19 protein-coding genes (1 of these 19 only partly in view) are annotated in these 20,834 nt (G+C 61.9%); 12 read left to right on the top strand and 7 right to left on the bottom strand.

Annotated elements, in window-relative coordinates:
- Positions 1 to 2: 2 nt before the first annotated feature.
- A complete protein-coding gene (locus OF122_RS03335; RefSeq protein ID WP_264226431.1) occupies positions 3 to 863 on the bottom strand; it encodes a class I SAM-dependent methyltransferase in 861 nt (286 codons plus the stop codon).
- Positions 864 to 911: 48 nt separating this feature from the next.
- Here OF122_RS03335 and OF122_RS03340 point away from each other — a divergent pair, with 48 nt between their 5' ends.
- The 4 genes from OF122_RS03340 to OF122_RS03355 are packed head-to-tail and all read left to right on the top strand — an operon-like array spanning position 912 to position 3,287.
- Positions 912 to 1,706 carry a ComF family protein gene (locus tag OF122_RS03340; RefSeq protein WP_264226432.1) on the top strand — a complete coding sequence of 265 codons (795 nt, stop codon included), beginning with the start codon at positions 912 to 914 and terminating at the stop codon, positions 1,704 to 1,706.
- A 29-nt stretch (positions 1,707 to 1,735) separates the two neighbouring features.
- Entirely contained in the window at positions 1,736 to 1,996 is a 261-nt protein-coding gene (gene grxC / locus OF122_RS03345; protein ID WP_264226433.1) for a glutaredoxin 3, read from the top strand.
- Positions 1,993 to 2,862, top strand: a complete 870-nt coding sequence (locus tag OF122_RS03350; RefSeq protein ID WP_264226434.1) for a carbon-nitrogen hydrolase family protein — start codon at positions 1,993 to 1,995, stop codon at positions 2,860 to 2,862. The genes grxC and OF122_RS03350 overlap by 4 nt, the downstream gene beginning before the upstream one ends.
- Before the next feature lie 2 nt (positions 2,863 to 2,864).
- Positions 2,865 to 3,287: a DUF1178 family protein gene (locus OF122_RS03355; RefSeq protein ID WP_264226435.1), complete on the top strand. Its 423-nt coding sequence runs from the start codon at positions 2,865 to 2,867 to the stop codon at positions 3,285 to 3,287.
- A 165-nt stretch (positions 3,288 to 3,452) separates the two neighbouring features.
- On the opposite strand, the gene ubiG is transcribed toward OF122_RS03355, so the two are convergent.
- On the bottom strand, positions 3,453 to 4,196 hold the full coding sequence (gene ubiG / locus OF122_RS03360) for a bifunctional 2-polyprenyl-6-hydroxyphenol methylase/3-demethylubiquinol 3-O-methyltransferase UbiG (RefSeq protein ID WP_264226436.1): 744 nt from the start codon (positions 4,194 to 4,196) through the stop codon (positions 3,453 to 3,455).
- A gap of 170 nt (positions 4,197 to 4,366) precedes the next feature.
- On the opposite strand from ubiG, the gene OF122_RS03365 reads away from it, so the two are divergent.
- From OF122_RS03365 to prfA, 3 genes are all read left to right on the top strand, one after another.
- On the top strand, positions 4,367 to 5,626 hold the full coding sequence (locus tag OF122_RS03365) for an aspartate kinase (protein WP_264226437.1): 1,260 nt from the start codon (positions 4,367 to 4,369) through the stop codon (positions 5,624 to 5,626).
- A gap of 156 nt (positions 5,627 to 5,782) precedes the next feature.
- Positions 5,783 to 8,047, top strand: coding sequence for a phosphoenolpyruvate--protein phosphotransferase (gene ptsP, locus OF122_RS03370; protein ID WP_264226438.1), 2,265 nt, complete (start codon positions 5,783 to 5,785; stop codon positions 8,045 to 8,047).
- 30 nt (positions 8,048 to 8,077) lie between these two features.
- Complete coding sequence (gene prfA, locus OF122_RS03375; protein ID WP_264226439.1) at positions 8,078 to 9,154, top strand: peptide chain release factor 1; 1,077 nt, start codon at positions 8,078 to 8,080, stop codon at positions 9,152 to 9,154.
- Here prfA and OF122_RS03380 read toward each other — a convergent pair.
- Positions 9,151 to 9,441 carry a hypothetical protein gene (locus tag OF122_RS03380; RefSeq protein WP_264226440.1) on the bottom strand — a complete coding sequence of 97 codons (291 nt, stop codon included), beginning with the start codon at positions 9,439 to 9,441 and terminating at the stop codon, positions 9,151 to 9,153. The genes prfA and OF122_RS03380 overlap by 4 nt on opposite strands.
- 69 nt (positions 9,442 to 9,510) lie before the next feature.
- Between OF122_RS03380 and prmC the strand changes: the two genes are divergently transcribed.
- From prmC to clpB, 3 genes are all read left to right on the top strand, one after another.
- Entirely contained in the window at positions 9,511 to 10,374 is an 864-nt protein-coding gene (gene prmC, locus OF122_RS03385) for a peptide chain release factor N(5)-glutamine methyltransferase (protein WP_264226441.1), read from the top strand.
- Between the two features lie 351 nt (positions 10,375 to 10,725).
- Positions 10,726 to 11,418 carry a DUF4167 domain-containing protein gene (locus OF122_RS03390; RefSeq protein WP_264226442.1) on the top strand — a complete coding sequence of 231 codons (693 nt, stop codon included), beginning with the start codon at positions 10,726 to 10,728 and terminating at the stop codon, positions 11,416 to 11,418.
- A gap of 202 nt (positions 11,419 to 11,620) precedes the next feature.
- Positions 11,621 to 14,236, top strand: a complete 2,616-nt coding sequence (clpB, locus tag OF122_RS03395; RefSeq protein WP_264226443.1) for an ATP-dependent chaperone ClpB — start codon at positions 11,621 to 11,623, stop codon at positions 14,234 to 14,236.
- Positions 14,237 to 14,302: 66 nt separating this feature from the next.
- Here clpB and OF122_RS03400 read toward each other — a convergent pair whose 3' ends face one another.
- The gene (locus OF122_RS03400; RefSeq protein ID WP_264226444.1) at positions 14,303 to 14,656 is read right to left on the bottom strand and encodes a DUF2200 domain-containing protein; all 354 of its coding nucleotides are present in this window, start codon (positions 14,654 to 14,656) and stop codon (positions 14,303 to 14,305) included.
- 142 nt (positions 14,657 to 14,798) lie between these two features.
- Positions 14,799 to 15,179, bottom strand: coding sequence for a DUF2147 domain-containing protein (locus OF122_RS03405; protein WP_264226445.1), 381 nt, complete (start codon positions 15,177 to 15,179; stop codon positions 14,799 to 14,801).
- Positions 15,180 to 16,378: 1,199 nt separating this feature from the next.
- Here OF122_RS03405 and OF122_RS03410 point away from each other — a divergent pair.
- Positions 16,379 to 16,726 (top strand): DUF1304 domain-containing protein, encoded by a 348-nt coding sequence (locus tag OF122_RS03410; protein ID WP_264226446.1) that lies wholly within the window; start codon positions 16,379 to 16,381, stop codon positions 16,724 to 16,726.
- A 10-nt stretch (positions 16,727 to 16,736) separates the two neighbouring features.
- Here OF122_RS03410 and OF122_RS03415 read toward each other — a convergent pair whose 3' ends face one another.
- Entirely contained in the window at positions 16,737 to 18,599 is a 1,863-nt protein-coding gene (locus tag OF122_RS03415; RefSeq protein ID WP_264226447.1) for a DEAD/DEAH box helicase, read from the bottom strand.
- Between the two features lie 154 nt (positions 18,600 to 18,753).
- Between OF122_RS03415 and OF122_RS03420 the strand changes: the two genes are divergently transcribed.
- On the top strand, positions 18,754 to 19,101 hold the full coding sequence (locus OF122_RS03420) for a VOC family protein (protein WP_264226448.1): 348 nt from the start codon (positions 18,754 to 18,756) through the stop codon (positions 19,099 to 19,101).
- Here the strand turns inward: OF122_RS03420 and OF122_RS03425 are convergent.
- Positions 19,098 to 20,834: the 3' portion of a M23 family metallopeptidase gene (locus tag OF122_RS03425; protein ID WP_264226449.1), read on the bottom strand. Its footprint extends 243 nt past the window's final position; 1,737 of the gene's 1,980 nt are visible here — the last part of the coding sequence; the start codon falls outside the window, past its right edge — the gene reads right to left on this strand; its stop codon occupies positions 19,098 to 19,100. The genes OF122_RS03420 and OF122_RS03425 overlap by 4 nt on opposite strands.

Consider the following 20,834-nt stretch of genomic DNA (forward strand, 5'->3'; position numbering starts at 1 on the left):
GTTCAGGTCTGCGACTTGTCCTTGAGCACGTCGCGCAGGCTGGTCTGGGCAGAGCCGGGCCGCAAAGGTTTCTGCTGGCTTTCATGGGGCACCCAGCCCGAGAGCCAGAGGATTTCCAGACTGGCGCGAACCCTGCCATCGGGATCGGAAAAGCGCTCGGCGTAGATTTCGGTGGCGCGCATCAGGTGGCGCGGGGTCAGCATGCGCGTGTCGCGACCGGCCAGGGGGTTGGTGACGCCTAATGCCCGCAATTCGTCGAACAGGGCAAGCGGGGTGCGATAGCGCACGGTATGGGTTTCCAGATCGGTGACGGGTAGGGCAAAGCCGGCCCGCTGGAGCAGGCTGCCGGCATCGCGCACGTCGATCATCGGCGCCACTCGGGGGGAAACACCGCCAAGGATTTCCACATCGGCGGCCAGGAACGCGTCGCGCAATTCGGTGAGTGTGCGCCCTCCAACGGCCGCGGCGATCAGCAGCCCATCAGGGGCGATGTGGCGGCGGAGATTGTCGAGAAAGCCCGGAACGTCGTTGACGGTCTGCAGGTCGAGAAGCGAGACGATCAGGTCATAATCGCGGGAAGGCAGGCTGAGATGTTCGGGATCGGCCAGAGCAAGGCCATCGATCTCGAGCAGGGACGAAATCTTTTCGAAGCGAATCGGGCCAGTGGCCGACTGCGCGGTATCGGGCAAAAGCCGTGGGTCGGGGCCCATGATCAGCGCCTTTGGAAACTCCCGTGAGATCGGCGCGAGCCGATCGGCAAGATCGGCCACCACCAGATCGGTTACGAAATCGGATTGCCCTTCGCGCTTGGCGAAATTGGCGGAAAGGCGTGAGCGGTCGAAAACGAGAGGGGGCTGGGTCATGGTCCCGACCATATGGCGCAGGAATGTCCGCCGTGCAATGATCGGATCATGGTTGGGGCAATCGAAAATCGGGGCAGACCCTTTGCGTTGCGGTTGCGCGCAATTGTTGCTGCGGCCGGTGCGCGGGCGCTGGACCTGGCTTTTCCGCCGGTGTGCCTGGCCTGCAACGAGGCGGTTTTGACACCGGATGGGCTGTGTCCGTCTTGCTGGCGCCAGCTTATCCCCATTTCGCGGCCGTTTTGCCCGGTTCTGGGACTGCCGTTTGCGTCCGACATGGGCGAAGGCGCGCTATCGGTTCAGGCCATTGCCAACCCGCCACCCTTTGAGCGCGCCCGTTCCGCCGTTGCCTATACCGATCTGGCCCGGAAGCTGGTCTCGAAGATGAAATATTCCGACCGGCCCGAGATCGCCCTGTTCTGTGCGCGGATGATGGTTTCGGCGGGTCATGAGCTTTTGGGTCCCGATGCTGTGCTGGTGCCGGTGCCGCTGCACCGGGCGCGCCAGCGCGAGCGGGGTTACAATCAATCGGCCGAACTGGCGCGCGCCATCGGCCGCCTTGCAAAATGCGGTCTGCATACCGACCTTATTGTCAGGCATCGGCGCACCATCCAGCAGGTCGGGCTCAACGCCTCCCAGCGCGCCCGCAATGTCGATGGAGCGTTTCGTGTCGATCCGGCGCGGCTGGAGCGGTTGGGCGCGCGGCGCGTCGTGCTTGTCGATGATGTGTTGACAACCGGGGCAACCGCCTCGGCTGCCGCCAGGGCGCTTAAACGGGCAGGCGTATCGCAAGTCGATGTGCTCAGCTTTGCCCGCGTTGTGTTCGATGCCGATATGACAGTATAACTGCCACGATTGATTGGAGTTTGGAATAAATGGCCAAGGTCGAAATCTATACGACCCCCACATGCCCCTACTGCCACGCCGCCAAGGCGCTGCTCGGTGACAAGGGCGTCACGTTCGAAGAAATCACGGTGCTCGATCCTGATCTGCGCGCCAGCATGACCCAGCGCGCCAACGGACGGCGCACGGTGCCGCAGATTTTTGTCGGGCAGACCCATGTGGGTGGCTATGACGACCTCGCGGCTCTTGAGCGGCAGGGCAAGCTCGATCCCCTGCTCGAGAGTGCCGCGTGAGTCAAACCACGACCGTTGCCCTTGTTCAGATGAACGCGGGGGTTGGGGCCGGGGACAATCTTGCCGAAATCGAAAAACGGGTCGCCGAGGCCCGGCGGGCCGGAGCCGTTTATGTCCTGACGCCGGAAATGAGCGTGGTCTTTGCCAAGGATCGCGCCGGGCTGCAGGCGGCGGCCGAGCCCTGGGAGGGCAATCGGGCCATGGCGCGGCTGGCCGGTATCGCGAGGGACAATGGCGTTTTCCTTCATATCGGCTCGCTTGCCATAGCGCTCGAGGACGGACGATTTGCCAACCGCTCGGTGCTGTTCGATCCTCAGGGCGGGATCGTTTCGCGCTATGACAAGATCCATCTTTTCGACGCCGAGATTGACGGCGCCAATGCCTATCGCGAAAGCGCGACCTATGCGGGCGGAGATACGGCTGTGACAGCCGATATCGAACCGTTCGTGCTTGGCATCTCGATATGCTATGATCTGCGCTTTCCGGCGCTCTATCGGACGCTGGCCGAGGCGGGTGCGCAGGTGATCGCGGTGCCCTCGGCCTTTACGGTGCCGACGGGCGAGGCTCATTGGCACGTCCTGTTGCGGGCGCGGGCCATTGAAACCGGGTGCTTTGTCCTTGCGGCAGCGCAGGGCGGAAGACACGAAAACGGGCGGGCGACCTATGGCCATTCGCTTATCGTTTCGCCCTGGGGTAAGGTGATTGCAGAGGCCGATGGGGCCGAGCCGGGCCTTGTGGTTGCCGCGCTGGACCTTGACGCGGTGGCCGAGGCGCGGCAAAGGGTGCCGGCACTTGCCAATGCGCGTTTTTTTCGCGCAGGAGCACCGCAGTCCGGAAGCACTCTGAAAACTCAAGCGGGGAATTGAAAGTGATCCAGTTCACGCTCGCCTGCGCAGCAGGCCACAAATTCGATGCCTGGTTCAGAAACGCCGCGGCCTATGACGAGCAGTCGGCGCGCGGGGATCTGGCCTGCCCGATCTGCAATTCTTCACAGGTGGAAAAGGCGTTGATGGCGCCTGCCGTTTCGCGTTCGAGCGAAAAGGTCGCGCTTTCGGCCGGCCATCCCGAGCACGGAGCGTTCCTCAAAGCCATGCGCGCCCTGCGCCAGAAAATGACGTCGGAAGCCGATTATGTCGGCGACAAATTTGCCGAGGAAGCGCGCAAGATCCATTACGAGGAAGCCGAAGCGCGCGGCATCTATGGCGAAGCGACCAAGGACGAGGTGGTTGGGCTGATCGATGAGGGAATCGAGTTCATGCCCCTGCCCAATGTGCCAGACGAGCACAATTAAAGCCTGCCCAATTCCACCGGCGTCATCCCCGACCGAGACCCGGAATCCAATAACCGGCAGAGCTTGCGGTTCCATCGCGGCGCCGAGTGTACTGGACCCGGGCTCAAGGCCGGGCCGAAAGCGTGGTGGGGCCGGCAACGGTGGGGCCGCTCCCGCAAATGTCGATTAGTCACTGGTTTTGGGCTTTTCCAGAAGTAGCATGTAGTTGACCGCCATGTCGCGGCTCTTGCCCCATTCGTTTTTCAGCGGATTGAAGGTCACGCCGGTCTTGTCGATCACATCCATGCCGTTGCGGGAGGTGATCGAGGTGATCTCTTCGGGGGTGACAAGCTTTTCGTAGCTGTGCGTGCCCTTGGGCAGCCAGCGCAAAATGCGTTCGGCGCCGACGATGGCAAGGGCGTAAGCCCGGGCGGTGCGGTTGATCGTGGCAACGAACATCAGGCCGCCGGGCTTGACCAGTTTGCAGCAGCTTTCAAGGTAGAGCTGCACGTCGGAAACGTGCTCGACCACTTCCATGTTGAGCACGACGTCGAACTGCTCTCCCGCTGCGGCGAGGTCTTCGGACGTCGTGGCGCGATAATCGATTTCGAGCCCGGACTGTTCGGCATGGAGCGCGGCGATCTTGACGTTCTTTTCGCCCGCATCGGCACCGACCACCGTGGCGCCCAGCCGTGCCATGGGTTCGCACAACAGGCCCCCGCCGCACCCGATATCGAGGATGCGCAGACCCGCGAAGGGGCGCATCGCCCTGTCATCGAGCCCGAAATGGGCGATGAGCTTTTCGCGGATATAGGCGAGCCGCACCGGATTGAACTTGTGCAGTGGTTTGAACTTGCCGTTCGGATCCCACCATTCCTCGGCCATCTTGTGGAATTTGCCGATTTCGTCGGGGCTGATGGTGGTGGTCATTGCATACCTCGTCCTGGCTCGCTGCAAGAGGTGACGGCGCGGCGCGCTCAAGTCAAGCGATCCATCGCCGCAGCCCCTATGCCATATTGCTAAATCGGCGGCTTTGTGGCACTCACCGCGCCACAACCGTACGGTGCGGTACGGCACAGATTTGCATCGAAGGCGGCGTCATGGCGCGTATAGTTATGAAGTTCGGCGGCACCTCGGTCGCCAATGTCGAGCGCATAAGGCAGGCGGCCCGGCACGTCAAACGTGAGGTCGAGGCCGGCCATGAAGTGGCGGTCGTCGTTTCGGCCATGTCTGGCAAGACTAATGAGCTGGTCGGCTGGTGCGCGGAAGCCGCGCCCATGCACGATGCGCGTGAGTATGATGCCGTCGTTGCCTCGGGCGAACAGGTGACGGCGGGGCTGATGGCCATCGTTTTATCGGAAATGGGCATCCAGTCGCGCTCCTATGCCGGCTGGCAGGTGCCCATTCACACCGACGATGCGCACGGCTCGGCCCGCATCACGGGAATAGATCCGGACAATCTTTTGGAGCGGATGACTTCGGGCTGGGTGCCGGTCGTTACCGGCTTTCAGGGTATTTCCGACAAGAACCGCGTCACGACACTGGGACGCGGCGGGTCGGACACCTCGGCGGTGGCCGTTGCCGCGGCGGTCAAAGCGGACCGGTGCGACATCTATACCGACGTCGACGGCGTCTACACCACCGATCCGCGTATTGCCCCCAAGGCGAAGCGCCTGGAGCGGGTCAGTTTTGAAGAAATGCTTGAAATGGCCTCGCTGGGGGCAAAGGTGCTCCAGACGCGGTCAGTGGAATTGGCCATGGCCCAGGGCGTGCGGCTTGTGGTGCGCTCAACGTTTGATGATCCCGACGCGGGCAATGCGCCGGGCAGCGAATGGGGCATGACGGGCACGCTTGTGTGCGATGAGGATGAGATCATGGAAAAGCAGATCGTTTCGGGTGTGACCCTTGCGCGGGCCGAAGCCAAGATCACCCTGCGCAAGGTCAAGGACAAGCCCGGCGTTGCCGCTGCGGTGTTCGGGCCGCTGGCCGATGCACGGATCGTTGTCGACATGATCGTGCAGAACATTTCCGATGACGGGCAGATCACCGACATCACCTTTACGGTGCCTGACAGTGAATTCGACAAGGCCATGAAGGTTTTGCGCAACGCGCCCGATCTCGAATACGAGTCGATTTCGGGCTCGAAGGGCGGTGCCAAGATTTCCGTGGTGGGGGTCGGAATGCGTTCGCATGCGGGCGTTGCGGCCTCGATGTTCCGGGCACTTTCGGACAAGGGAATCAACATCCAGCTCATCACGACCTCGGAAATCAAGACCTCGGTATTGATCGATGAGGAATATGCGGAGCTTGCAGTTCGGGCGCTGCATACCTATTACGGTCTGGACAAGGCCGAGGGGTAAGCTCGGCCGCGGCGAATCTCTGGTGCGTGATCCGATCCGATTGAAATCGGCCCGACGCTCCAGGGTCTTATTTGGTCGTGCGGTCGAACCGAAAAAGTCTGCAACTTTTTCTGACCGCACTCTAGGAGGCGGGGCGCACCCGCCGGGCGAGCGGACATGGTGACAGCGATTGGCGGACCGCGGGTGCTTTTGCGCCAGTTGCGCGAAACCATGGCCGAGCCGTTGGCCAGCCAGGAGCGGCTCGACAAGATCGTTGATCTGATTGCCGAGAACATGCGGGCCGATGTGTGCTCGTTTTATGTTCTGCGCGACGATGGTGCGCTGGAATTGTTTGCCACCCACGGGCTCAAGCGCGACGCCGTCCACATCACCACGCTGCGTCTGGGCGAGGGGCTTGTCGGCCTGATCGCCAACGAGGCCGAGCCGCTCAGCCTCCAGAACGCTCCCGAACACCCTTCCTTTGCCTATCGCCCGGAAACGGGTGAAGATCCGTTCTTTTCCTTTCTCGGCGTGCCGGTGCTCAGGGCCGGCCAGACGCTGGGCGTACTTGTCGTCCAGAACTCGGAGCGGCGGGTCTATGGCGAGGATGAAACCGAAGCGCTTCTGACCACGGCGACGATTCTGGCCGAAATGATCTCGACCGCGGATTTCGACGCCCTGGTCAAACCGGGCTCCGACATCGATCTGCGGCGTCCGCGCATGTTTCAGGGCATCGGGTTTTCCGAAGGCATCGCTTTGGGTCAGGTGGTGCTGCATGATCCGCGTGTCGTCGTCACCAATTTCGTTGCCGACGATACGGACGCCGAAAAGGCGCGGCTGGAAACGGCGCTCATGACCATGCGCGTTTCGATCGATGAATTGCTCAATTCGGGCGATATGCAGATTCCGTCCGACCATCGCGACATCCTCGAAACCTATCGCATGTTCGCCCACGATCGGGGTTGGGTGCGCAGGCTCGAAGAAGCGATCGATTCCGGTCTGACGGCAGAAGCCGCCGTCGAGCGGGTGCAGAATGACACCCGTGCGCGCATGCTGCGCCAGACCGATCCTTACATCCGTGAACGCCTGCACGATCTCGATGATCTGGCCAATCGCCTATTGCGCATTCTGACCGCTGATGGCTCGGTGGCCGGCAAGGAATTGCCCGACAACGCAATTTTGCTGGCGCGCAATATGGGCCCGGCCGAATTGCTCGAATATGACCGCACCAAGCTGCGGGCCGTGGTGCTCGAAGATGGCGCAGCGACAGCCCATGTGGCCATCGTCGCCCGCTCGGTGGGGCTGGTGGCGGTTGGGCAGGCCGAAAATATCGTTTCGATGGGTGAAGCGGGCGACGACATCATCGTCGATGGGTTCACCGGTGCCGTGCATCTGCGGCCCACGCCCGATATCGAGGCAACCTATATCGACAAGGTGCGGCTCTCGGCCAAGCGCCGGGCCCATTACGCGGCGCTCAAGGACACCCCGTCCGTTACCCGCGACGGTCAGCACATCACGCTGTTGCACAATTCGGGTCTGCTGGCCGATATGGCCATGCTGGAAGAAACGGGTGCCGAAGGGGTGGGGCTGTTCCGCACCGAACTGCAATTCATGATCGCCTCGAAAATGCCGCGGGTCAAAGAACAGGTCGAGCTCTATTCCGAAGCCATGCGGCTGATGGGAGACAAGCCGATCGTCTTTCGGCTGCTCGATATCGGGGGCGACAAGGTCGTGCCCTATATGCGTTCGACCGCCGAGGAGAACCCGGCCATGGGCTGGCGCAGCCTTCGGCTGGCGCTCGACCGGCCGGCCCTGCTTCGAACCCAGGTTCGTGCGCTGCTGCAAGCGGCCGGCGGCAGGCCGTTGCGCATTCTGGTGCCCATGGTCACCGAGGCGCGCGAATACATGAAGGTCAAGCGTTTCATCCTGCGCGAGAACGAGCGGCTGCCCCGGCTGGGCTTTGCCCAACCCGAAACGCTCGAGATCGGCTCGATGATCGAGGTGCCCTCGCTGCTGTTCGAACTGGACCGGCTGTTGCCCGAAACCGATTTCGTTTCCATCGGATCGAACGATCTCATCCAGTTCCTGACCGCTGCCGACCGCGCCAATCCGCGCGTTGCCAACAATTATGACCCGATTGCCCGCCCGCGCCTGCGGGCGCTCAAGCTGGTGGTCGATGCGGCGGCGAAATACGGAAAGCCCGTCACCATGTGCGGGGAATTGGCCGGGCGCCCCGTCGAGGCCATGGCACTGCTCTCGATCGGCATGACGCGGCTGTCCATGGGTGCCTCCTCGATCGGCCCGATCAAGGAAATGGTGCTTGGCCTTGACGTTGGCGCGCTCAAGGCCGAAATGAACGATTATCTTGAAAACGGTGAAACCGAGGGCTCGGCCCGCGAGTTTCTGGCCGAGTTTGCCGAGCGGCACTCTCTGCCCGTTTAGGTTGCCCTTTTCCGAACCGGATTGTTTTGCATGGCTTTTCTGCCCACCGACAAGCTCGACGCTCTTGAACGCCGTTTCGATTCCATCGAGGCCGCCATGTCGGGCAGTCCCGATCCGGAAGCCTATGTGCGGCTTTCCAAGGAATATTCCGAGCTTTCTCCCATGGTCGCCAAGGTGCGCGAATACCGCGCAGCGCTCGCCGATCTGGCAGGGGCCGAGGAACTTGCCAAATCGGGCGACAAGGAGATGGCCGAGCTTGCCTACGAAGAGGTGGTCGAGCTCAAGGACACGATCGAGGCGCTGAGCCAGGAAATCCGCATCCTGTTGCTGCCCAAGGATGCGGCGGACGAAAAAAGCGCCATTCTCGAGGTGCGGGCAGGAACGGGCGGCGATGAAGCCGCGCTTTTCGCAGGCGATCTGTTCCGCATGTATCAGCGTTACGCCGAGGCGCAGGGCTGGAAGGTTTCGGTGATGGAAGCCTCCGAGGGCGATGCGGGCGGTTACAAGGAAATTATCGCCAACGTGTCCGGCGCGGGCGTGTTCGCCAAGCTCAAATACGAATCGGGCGTCCATCGCGTGCAGCGGGTGCCCGATACCGAAGCCTCGGGACGCATTCACACCTCGGCAGCGACCGTGGCGGTCCTGCCTGAGGTTGAGGATATCGACATCGAAATTCGGCCCGAAGACATTCGCATCGATACGATGCGGGCATCAGGTGCAGGCGGACAGCACGTCAACACAACCGATTCGGCGGTGCGCATCACCCATATCCCGTCGGGGATCGTGGTCACCTCGGCGGAGAAGTCCCAGCACCAGAACCGGGCCAACGCCATGAAGGTTCTGCGGGCGCGGCTGTTTGACGAGCAGGAGCAGAAGGCTTCCTCCGAACGCGCCGAGAGCCGCAAATCGCAGGTGGGTTCGGGGGATCGCTCCGAACGCATAAGGACGTATAATTTCCCGCAAGGGCGTGTCACCGACCACCGCATCAACCTGACCCTCTACAAACTCCCCCAGATCATTACAGGGGAAGCACTGGGCGAAGTGATCGATGCGCTGATCACCGAAAATCAGGCGGCGCAACTGGCGGCGATGGAGCAGGGCGTCTAGAAGATTCCGACGGCGGCCTCGGCCCAGACAACCAGGACCAGGCCGACCACCAGACCCATGAGGGCCAGTTTCGCCGGGGGGCTGGAAGTCATCCGGGCGGAGATCTCAAAGGCGATGCCGATGGCTCCGAGCAGTAGCGCGGCGAAAACGAAATCGAACGCATCCCAATCGACTTCGCTGGTAAACTGCATGGCAATCAGCGGAGTGGCCAGAACGGCGATCAACCCCGTCCAAACAAAGGGCCGCCACCGGCCGGCCCGGGAGTTTGTGTCCGATTGGGTAGCCATGGGCAACTCGGCAAATTAATGCGGTGCGAGCATATTTGACCGGGAAGAGGGCGGAATAAAGGACAAATGATGGGGTCTTCAGTTCCGAGCATTGGCCAGACCTGGCGCGCCATCCGCGACCGTCTCGACACGGCCGGGATACCCATGGCGGCGCTCGATGCCCGGCTGCTGGTTCGCCATGTCCTCGGTCTCGATGCTACCGGACTTATCCTCTCGGAATCCGATCCGGTTCCCGGCGGAAAAGTCTCAGATCTCGAATCGCTCGTCGCCCGCCGCCTTGCCGGCGAGCCCGTTGCGCGCATACTCAGTGTGCAGGAATTTTATGGGCTCGATTTCAGGCTCAATCCCGCCACGCTGATCCCGCGCCCGGAAACCGAAATGCTCGTCGATTTTTCGATCGAGCACCTCAAATCCCATCCCGCGCCAAGCGTTGCCGATCTGGGGACGGGAACGGGCTGCATCCTTCTTGCGGTGCTGGCCAATCTGCCCAAGGCGAGCGGGGTGAGCGTCGATATTTCCGCCGATGCGCTCGATCAGGCCCAGGCCAATGCCGAAGCGTTAGGGCTTGCGGATCGGTTCGGGGCGCGACACGGGAGCTGGTTTGAGCCGCTGGGCGAGGAAAAGTTCGATCTGATCGTTTCCAACCCGCCCTATATCGCCAGCGCGACGATTGAAACGCTCGAGCCGGGGGTAAAGTCCTTCGATCCCATGGCGGCGCTCGATGGGGGACCCGATGGGTTGGCCCCGTATCGGATCATCTCTGCGCAGGCACGCGCCCATCTGGTGAGGGGCGGGGTGCTGGCCCTTGAAATCGGATTTGATCAGGGCCACATGGTTAATGAGCTTTTAAGCTCTGAAGGCTTTTGCGACATCGCCATTGCCAAAGACCTTGCCGGTCACGACCGGATGGTCACGGCGCGCGTACCCAAATGACACAGCGTCTCGGTGAATTTCTCCAAAAGCCAATATTTTTCTTGGAATGAGAAGGATATGCGGTTAGGTTGCCGGTGCTGACGCGGTGCTTGTTCATCGCGGTGGACCCCACCCTGACATCGGCGGCATAGAGTAAAGCCGTTCGCGGAACCCATCCTCCCAGAGGGTTGGCGCAGCATCAGACAGGGTCGGAGCTCACACAGCCTTTTTGGGGAAACCAGAGAGAGCGATCGGCACAGCGCGAACCGGATGTCGGTTCGTGTCAGCCGAGTTTTGTGCCCGTCGTCCTTTTTTTGGCGGCAAAGGCCCCTATTAAGCGCATACCTTCACGGAACGTGTTGAAGCGAGCACATGAGACCAAACCAGCAGAACAACAACAAGCAGCGTTCGCGCGGCCGGAACAACAACAATAACCAGCGGCGCGGCGGTGGTGGCGGCAATCCCTTGTCGCGAAGCTATGAGAGCAATGGCCCGGATGTGAAAATCCGCGGCAATGCTGCCCATATTGCAGAGAAATACACCCAGCTTTCCCGTGACGCGGCTTCGGTCGGTGACAACGTGATGGCCGAGAATTATCTCCAGCACGCCGAGCACTATCTTCGCATCATCCTTGCCGCGCAGGCCCAGTATCAGCCGCGCCAGGACAACAGCGTCGATACCACGCCCGACGATGATGACGACAACGAGAACGAAAACAATTCGGGCAATTCCGGTGGCAATGCCGACCAGAATTCCGAAGCTTCGGACGGTGGCGATGGCGGTTCGGAAGAACAGCGCGAGCCGCGTCCGCGGCGCCAGCGCCGTCCGCGCCGCGAGCGTACCGAAGAGACCGCGGACGCGTCCGCCGAAGGGGAAAAGCCTGCTGTAGGCGAAAAGCCAGCGGTTGCTGAAACGGCCAGTGGCCAGGACGCCGCTCCTGCTGCCGAAGAGGCTCCCAAAAAGCCCCGCCGTCCGCGTCGCAAGAAGTCGGACGATGATGGCAACGAGCCGGCGCCCGAATTGCCCGCGTTCCTTACCGCGGGGCGCGAAGCGGCTGCCGAATAGGCGCTTTGCCAAACCAGGAATAAAAAAGGACCGGGTCATCGCGCCCGGTCTTTTTCTTTGCGATTGTGCTCCCATATATCCTTTGACTTGAGTCAGTGCCGGCCAGACCGGGCTGAGCTAAATCCAAAGTCAACGCTTCGGGCGTTGTCTCATGTGCCGCGAAGCGGGCAGGGGCAGCGCGCCAGCAAAGGAGAGTTGAAGCATGAATATCGAAAAATACACTGAGCGGACGCGCGGATTCATCCAGAGCGCGCAGCAGATGGCGCTGTCGCGCGGCCATCAGCAGTTTAGCCCGCTCCATATCCTTAAAGTTCTGGTCGATGACCCCGAAGGTATGGCCACCGGGTTGATCGATCGCGCCGGCGGCAATGCGCAGGCGGTTCGGGCCGGAGTTGAAGACGGGCTCAAAAAGCTGCCCTCGGTTTCCGGCGATAGCGGCCAGATCTACCTCAGCCGCGAATTGGCCCGGGTTTTCGAGACCGCAGAAGCCGCGGCGCAAAAGGCCGGCGATTCGTTTGTCGCTGTCGAACGCATGCTGTTGGCCCTGACGATTGAAAAAGACACCGATGCGGGCAAGATTCTTGCCTCGGCTGGCGTCACCGCCAATGGGCTGAACGCCGCCATCGAAGCGATCCGCAAGGGCCGCACCGCCGATTCGGCGAGCGCGGAAAACACCTATGACGCGCTCAAGAAATACGCCCGTGACCTCACCGAGGACGCGCGCGAAGGCAAGCTCGACCCGGTGATCGGCCGCGACGAGGAAATCCGGCGCACCATTCAGGTGCTTTCCCGCCGCACCAAGAACAATCCGGTGCTGATCGGTGAGCCCGGCGTGGGCAAGACGGCGATTGCCGAGGGTCTCGCGCTGCGCATCGTCAATGGTGACGTCCCCGAATCGCTGAAAAAGAAGTCGCTGCTTGCGCTCGATATGGGCGCCTTGATCGCCGGTGCGAAATATCGCGGCGAATTCGAAGAGCGGCTGAAATCGGTTTTGAGCGAAGTTCAGTCCGCCGAAGGGCAGATCATCCTGTTCATCGACGAAATGCACACGCTGGTCGGCGCGGGCAAGGCCGATGGCGCCATGGATGCCTCGAACCTGTTGAAGCCCGCCTTGGCACGCGGCGAGTTGCACTGCGTGGGCGCCACGACGCTCGACGAGTACAAAAAGCACGTCGAAAAGGATGCGGCGCTGGCCCGCCGGTTCCAGCCGGTGTTCGTCAACGAGCCCAGTGTCGAGGACACGATTTCGATCCTGCGTGGATTGAAGGAAAAATATGAACTCCACCACGGCGTGCGGATTTCCGATTCGGCGCTGGTTTCGGCGGCAACGCTCAGTAACCGTTACATCACCGACCGCTTCCTGCCCGACAAGGCCATCGATCTGATGGACGAGTCCTCGGCGCGGCTTCGCATGGCTGTCGATTCCAAGCCCGAAGCGCTCGATGAGCTCGATCGGCGCATCATCCAGCTCAAGATCGAGCGCGAAGCGTTGAAAAAGGAAGAGGATGATGCCAGCAAAACCCGCCTTGGCCGGCTTGAAGCCGAACTGGCCGGGCTCGAGGAAGAATCGGACGCCATGACCCAGCGCTGGCTCTCGGAAAAAGAGAGGCTGGCCGGGGGCACCAAGCTCAAGGAGCAGCTCGATGCGGCCCGCACCGAGCTCGAACTGGCCCAGCGCAAGGGTGACCTCGCCCGCGCCGGCGAGTTGGCCTATGGGGTGATCCCCGATCTGGAACGACGCCTGAAAGACGCTGAGGCCCACGAAGCCCAGCCGGATTCGGATATGGTCGAAGAGGTCGTCACCCCCAATCATATCGCCCAGGTCGTGTCGCGCTGGACCGGGGTTCCGGTCGACAAGATGCTCGAGGGCGAGCGCGACAAGCTGTTGCGCATGGAAGACGAGCTTGCCAAACGCGTAATCGGCCAGTCCGAGGCGGTCGAGGCGGTATCGCGCGCCGTGCGCCGGGCTCGCGCCGGATTGCAGGATCCCAACCGGCCGATCGGCTCGTTCATGTTCTTAGGTCCCACGGGCGTGGGCAAGACCGAATTGACCAAGACGCTGGCCCAATTCCTGTTCGACGACGAAACGGCCATGGTGCGGCTCGATATGAGCGAGTTCATGGAGAAACACGCTGTTGCCCGTCTGATCGGTGCGCCTCCGGGCTATGTCGGTTATGACGAGGGCGGTGTGCTTACCGAAGCCGTGCGCCGGCGGCCCTATCAGGTGATCCTGTTCGACGAGATCGAAAAGGCGCACCCCGATGTCTTCAACGTGCTCCTGCAGGTGCTCGACGATGGGCGGCTGACCGACGGTCAGGGCCACACTGTCGATTTCCGCAACACGCTGATCATCATGACCTCGAACCTGGGGTCCGAATATCTGGCGGCCCAGCCCGATGGCGAATCGGTAGAGCTGGTGCGCGGCAAGGTGCTCGATACGGTCAAGGCCTCCTTCCGGCCCGAATTTTTGAACCGGGTGGACGAAATCTTGTTGTTCCACCGGCTCGAACGCAGCCAGATGGGTGCCATTGTCGATATTCAATTGAAGCGTCTGCAGAAGCTGCTCGACACCCGCGAGATCACCATTGAGGTGACCGAAGCGGCACGCGACTGGCTGGCCAACGAAGGCTATGACTCGGCCTATGGCGCAAGGCCCCTCAAGCGCGTTATCCAGCGTGCGGTGCAGGACGAGCTGGCCGAAAAGATGCTGGCCGGTGAGATCACCGACGGCAGCATGGTAAAGGTCGACGCCGGCGATGGCGGGCTGGTGATCCTGCCCGTGATCGAAGGTGAAGTGGTCGACACGGCGGCCGAATAGGCGCCCTGTACGAGCAAATGAGAAGGCCCCGGAGACGGGGCCTTTTTCGTTGGACCAGGGTGGGACTCACCCCTGTCGCAAAATCTTGTCCATCGCTTTCCCCCGCGCCAGCTCGTCAATCAGCTTGTCGAGGTAACGGATTTCGCGCTTGAGCGGGTCTTCGATCTCTTCCACTCGGATGCCGCAGATCAGGCCCTTGATGAGTGTCCGCGAGGGGTTGAGTTTCGGCGCCTCGGCAAAGAAGGTCTCGAAATCGGTTCCGCCTTCAAGCTGGTTGTCTAACTGGTTCCGGCCGTAGCCCGTCAGCCAGCAGATGATTTCATCGACCTCTTGCTTTGTGCGGCCCTTTTTCTCGGCCTTGGCGACGTAATGAGGGTAAACGGACGCAAAGCTCATCGTAAAAATTCGGTGCTTTTTCATCGCATCTCCAGTGCCCCGTCCAGGACGGTCGATCGCCAATACTGACCTTGCGCCCTTTTGCGGGCAATGGCTGTTCGGCCCGTGCATACGCAAATAGGGCCGCAGCTTTCGCGGCGGCCCTTCTATCAGTGCTCAAGCTGGCTTAGGAGCGCTGGTAGTCGATGCTCGAGCAGAAGATGGCGGCCTGACAGCCGGTGATCTTGAGCGTATCGGGGCCGGTCATCTCGACGATGGCCTTGGCGTTGCCGCCATTGAGCGCGATGGTGCCTTCCCATTTGTTGGGGCCGACCTGCGTGCCCTGAACCACTTCCTGGCCGACAAAGGCCAGATTTTCCTCGGTGCGCGAATCGCCCTGGATGTCGTTGAGAACCCCGCAAAGCTGGGTGCCGTCACCGCACATCTCGAAAGTGAAGCTGGTGCCCCACCGATCGACCCAGGTCCCATTGGGGTCGAGATCCTGTGCAAAGGCGGGGGCGACGAGAAAGGCTGCAAGAGCGGTGGCGGCTAGAATGGACTTGATCATAATCTGTTCTCCATGGCGGCGCCGTCGACATGAAGGCGCATTGTGTTCGAGTGTTAGTTCCCCGCACCTGAAAACGAGCTGAACGAAAAAAAGGTTGCCAGAAAGGACAAGATGAATGGTTGGCCCGGCTCCCGCAACCGGCCACGCGCCGCCGCTTGCCTCTTCTTACTCTGGGTCGTGAAGGGCGCCGGCCCTACGACCTTCCTTTTCCAACGTTCCCCACCACCCTCGCTGCCCCGGCGAACGCCGTGGCCCATGTGTCCTGCCGCTTGCTCCAGATCAGGGGTGGGGCTGCCGGGTCGCCGATCGGGTCCGGGACAGTTAAGCGCGGTGGCCCGCTCTCGTCTCGATCGCCACCGCCAACCATACCCCCCGTCATCCTCGGGCTTGACCCGGGGATCTGCAGAGCGTCCGCAGGCGCAGCAGAGGTGGTACGCGCCGCCCTCCCATCGCCCCCAACCCCTTCACCGGCTGCCCAATGCAGCGGATCCCCGGGTCAAGCCCGAGGATGACGCGGGGAGGAGTGTGGGATTCTGGAGAACATGCCACCCCTCCCTTGTCATTCCGGGGCTTGTTCCCGGAATCCATCATGATGAGCCCCCACACGCCCCAGCCGCAAAGAAACTTATCCCCGCACCCACAACCTCCCCCATACTCCCTCTCACGAACCCGCGCATATGGACGCAAGCGCAACGAACGTTTGGGCGGGGTCGGTCCGGGTTCCTTGCGGGTCGCCGCAGGGAAGGCCCAAACGTCACAAGCGCCGGACGGCGTGAACCGGCCGCCTGATCTCGGTTTTGAGGCTGGCGCGATTTTGCTAACGCCGTCGTACTCCCGAAAGGGAGAAGGGATTGACCCTAGCCTTCTGAAGGGCGACTAAGCCAAAAACCCCGGATGCGTGGGGCGATGATCGCTTCATATACTAAAAATACAGTGCGGAGCGTTCATCGCCCCATGCCGTCTACTTCGATCCGTCCTTCGGCCAATCGTGCCGGTGGCCGATTGGAGGTGAGAAGGCCATGAGAGCTAAGCTCGAATGGCGATCATAGCCCGAGGTCATTGGCCGTCGGAGGTTTTGGCGTGGGCAATAGATATCGCTGTGCGGATGGGACAATCGCCGCTTGCAAAGCGGCACGCCATGCCGCTTGTTTGGGGGAGACCGATACCCGCCTTGCTTGGGTGGAAAGGGGAGGGCTTTGATGTTTGCCAATGGTTTGATTGCGGTCGTTGCCGCGATCCATCTCTATATCGTTTTCATTGAGATGACGCAGTGGAACAAGCCGCTGGGCCTTAAGGCCTTCGGTCTTGGTCAGGAGCTCGCCGACAAGACCACTGTGCTGGCGGCCAATCAGGGGCTTTACAATGGATTTCTCGCCGCCGGGCTCGTTTATGGCCTCGTGACAGCAAACGCCGAATTCAAAGTGTTCTTTCTCGGTTGCGTTCTGGTGGCTGGCCTGTTCGGCGCGGCCACGGCGAGCCGGAAGATCCTGTTCATTCAGGCTCTGCCGGCTGCGTTGGCGCTTGGAGCCCTTTGGGTCGGGCTTTAGCTGAAAGGCGCTATTTGCGCCCCTTCTTGCCGAACCCTTTTGATCCGGTCTTGGCCGGGCGCGGCGCGTCGCCGGGGCCGGCTTCACGCTTGGGACGGGGCTTGAATTTGGCCTTCGGCTCGGATTTTGGCCTGGCATCGAATTTGGGTTTTGGCTCATACCCTTCCCTGGCGCGGGGCGGCTTTGAAGGACCGCGGCCGGCCGGGGCGATGGTAACGCCGCGTTCCAGGCTGCCGGTGCGCCGGATCTGCTGGGCAAAGTCATCGGCCTTTTCGGCGGCGATCTCGAAGCGCGTTTCGGTGTCGTCGATCTTGATCGAGCCCACTTCGCGCTTGGTTACCCCGCCCGCTTTGCAGATCATGGGCAAGAGCCATTTGGGATCGGCCCGGTGCTTGCGGCCCAGCGAAAGGGTGAACCAAACTCCGCCCACCATGTCGGGTCCGCGCGGTTCGCGCGGGGCCATGGGATCGTATGCCGGTCCACCTTCGGCCCGCTTGTCGCGCCGCTTGGATTTGGGGCCGTCGCCCGCCAGGGACACCGAAGAGGTCTCTTCGGGCACCGGCCGGCTGGCCAATTGCTGGCGCAGGAAGGCGACGGCCAGTTGCTCGGGCGAAACCTTGCCCAAGAGCTCGGCCACGAATTCGTTTTCATGCTCCTCGGGCATAGGGGCGGAGACCGCGGCGTCAAGGATCTGGCGGCGATAGCGTGCTTCGATATCGGCGATGGTCGGCGCGGAGACGGTGGTCGCTGAAAGCTTGGCCATGGCCAGGACGCGGGCTGCCGCCTTGCGCCGGTGTTCGGCGACGACAAGCACGCAAACGCCCTTGCGTCCAGCTCGTCCGGTGCGACCAGACCGGTGCAGCAACGTCGCGGGGTTTGAAGGGATATCGGCGTGAATCACGAGGTCGAGATTGGGCAGGTCGATGCCGCGCGCTGCAACATCGGTAGCGACGCAAACATGGGCGCGTCCGTCGCGCATGGCCTGCAGGGCGCTCGAGCGTTCGGACTGGGCCAACTCGCCCGACAGCGCCACGGCCGCAAAACCGCGATTGGTCAGTCGCGCCGCAAGATGGCGCACCGCCTCGCGGGTGTGGCAAAACACCAGGGCGCTGGTACTGTCGGACGTGAGCAGGGTATTGATGATGGCGTGTTCGCGCTCGTCGCGGTGGACCACCATGAGCTGGTAGTCGATATCGGCGTGCTGTTCGGTCGCTGCCGTTGTCGCCACCCGGACAGCGTCGCGCTGATAGGTCTTGGCCAGATCGGCGATGGCACGGGGCACAGTGGCCGAAAACAGCAGGGTGCGGCGTTCTTCTGGCGAGGCGGCCAGGATGAATTCGAGATCGTCGCGAAAGCCCAGATCGAGCATTTCGTCGGCCTCGTCGAGCACTACGGCGCGCACATCACTGAGGTCGAGGGAGCGCTTGGTGATGTGATCACGCAGTCGCCCCGGCGTGCCCACCACCAGATGGGCACCACGGTCGAGTGCACGGCGCTCGTCGCGCATGTCCATGCCGCCGACGCAGGTGGCGATGCGGATGCCGGCATCGGCATACAGCCAGGCGAGCTCGCGCTGCACCTGCAGTGCCAGCTCCCGGGTCGGTGCGATCACCAGCCCCAACGGGGTTTGCGCGGCGCCGAACCGCTCGGCATCGCCCAGAAGCGTGGAGGCAATCGCTATGCCGAATGCCACGGTCTTGCCCGAGCCGGTCTGGGCCGAAACCAGCAGGTCTGCTTCGTCATGAGCGGGATCGAGCATCGCCGTCTGCACGGGCGTGAGCTGGGTATAGCCATGGGCGGCAAGGGCGCTCGCCAGCGCAACGTGGATTGATGCCGGCAGGTCCGCCGGCGCGTGGTCAGTATCAGATGACATGATTGGGAGCCTTATGTTGAGGAGGCTATAGCAGAAGAGGAGCGGTTTGGGCCAGCGCTGATCTTAGTATCGCCGTTTCTCGCTTTTGGCGCCGCTGGATATTGACAGCAGTGAGCAAGAGTGAGAACGTAAAGAGAACATGCGGGAGTTCTTAATGCCTACGGCCATCGACTATATTGAATTTGATAGTGAGGATCTTTCGGCAAGCCGGGCTTTTTTCGCTTCGGCCTTCGGCTGGCGGTTCACCGACTATGGGCCCGACTATCTCGGGATCGAGGATGCAAAGCTCGATGGCGGGATTTCGCGGGCGGAAGGAGAACGCAAATTACCGCTCGTCATTCTCTATACGTCCGATCTGGATGCGGCCGAGACGGCGGTGCGAGCGGCAGGTGGAGAAATCACGCGCGAACAGTTCGATTTCCCCGGCGGCCGACGGTTCCATTTCCGCGAACCCGGCGGGAATGAACTCGCCGTATGGAGTGAGCAGAACCCCGCGGGTTAATTGGAGGCCGTCGTGACCGGCGCTGTCGCAACCGTTACCGGCGGGGTAACCGGTGTGCCCTCTTGTTCGACGAGAGCCCGAACCTGGGCGACCGTAGATGCGAATTCGCTCTGGTACTGCTGGGGCAGGGAGTTGGCCCGGGGCAGCTTGACGGCGAGCGGGTCGACGGTATTGCCGTTGATCTTGATTTCGTAATGGAGATGAGGGCCGGTCGACTGACCGGTCGAGCCGACGTAACCGATCACCTGACCCTGAGTAACGCGTGCGCCCGGCGTGATACCGTCGGCAATGGCGCTCATATGACCATAGGCGGTGTTGTAGCCGTTGGCGTGGCGCAGTTCCACATAGCGGCCATATCCCGAATACCATTGCGCCATCTCGACGATGCCGTCGCCACCTGCATAGATGGGAGTGCCGGTGCGAGCGGCGAGGTCGGTTCCGGTATGGAGGCGATAGTCGCCGAAAATCGGGTGGCGGCGATAGCCATAGCGCGAGCGTAGCGTGCCGCCGCCTTCGAGCGGCCGGCGCAGCAGGAACTGTTTTCCGGTTTCGCCGTCGGGATTGTAAAAATCGATCACCCCGTCTTCAGTCTGGAAGCGGAACAGCTCGCGCGTGGTGTTGGACAAGGTCAGCGCGACATAAAGAAGATCCTGGCTGTCTTCCTCGACGGTGCCCGAAAGCAGGATTTCAATCGAGTCACCGGGTGAAACGCGCCGGGTCAGATCAAGATCATAGGCAAACATGGCCGCGATACGGTCGATGGTTGCGTCATCGAGTCCGTGCTTGCGCCCCGTTTCCCAGATCGAGCGGTAGATGGAAGGCAGGTTGCCGACATTGACCTCTTCGGTATCTTCTTCGGTGAATTCGATCTTGGGGGGCTCGAGCGCGGTAACGTACCGGCCCTGGTCGGTCAGGGCCACGGTCACGCGGTGAACTGTGTCGTCATAGATGCTGACGCGATAGGGGATGAGCGTCTGGGATCCGCGCGAGGCGCCAAACAGGATCCGTAGGCGCGTGCCTTGAGGCAGATCGGTCTGAGGATAAACATTTTGCATGGCGCGCGTAACGGCGGTGACCATCTGGGTCGTGAACCCGTTGCGCATGAAGGCCTCGGCGAGCGGGGTCTCTTCGCGGATCGTAAGGACGCGCTCGGTGCGCAAATGCCCCATGTCTTCGGCCAGACGGGTCTTGGGCATTACAGTGACGTTCTCTGCAACACCTTCGATGGTTCCCGGCGCAATCTCGATACCCAGGTCGCGAAGACTGGCGGTCGGAGACGCGTAAGCCATGAGCGGCCCTTCGGCGTCCGTATAAGCCCCTTCGACGGAGAGGCGCACGAACTGGGCCGCACTCATGTCGCTGATCGCCCTGTGGGGCGCGTCGGTCAGCTCGAGCGCCGCGGTGCGCACGGTAACCTCACCTTCGACATCGGCTCCATATATGTCGGTGCTGACCAGTTCGGACGCTGGATTGGCGCGCAGAGGCTCGTTCCGCGCAAGCAGCGCCACCGGGTCGTAGGTGGGAATGTCCTCGGACAATACCGTTGCGGCGGTGGCGAGCGTCGCGTTGATGGTCGTGAAGGGCTGGTTGCGAATGCGGGCGACACCATCGACCACCTCGCGGATCGAGGTTTCTATGACTCTGAGGTCAGAATGGGTCTGAGTGACCGGCTTGGCGCGCCTTGTTTTGCCGACCAGCGAGGTGGGCTGGGGCGTCGCGCTTTGAGCCGACGA

It is taken from the genome of Pelagibacterium flavum (assembly GCF_025854335.1).
GTDB lineage: Bacteria > Pseudomonadota > Alphaproteobacteria > Rhizobiales > Devosiaceae > Pelagibacterium > Pelagibacterium flavum.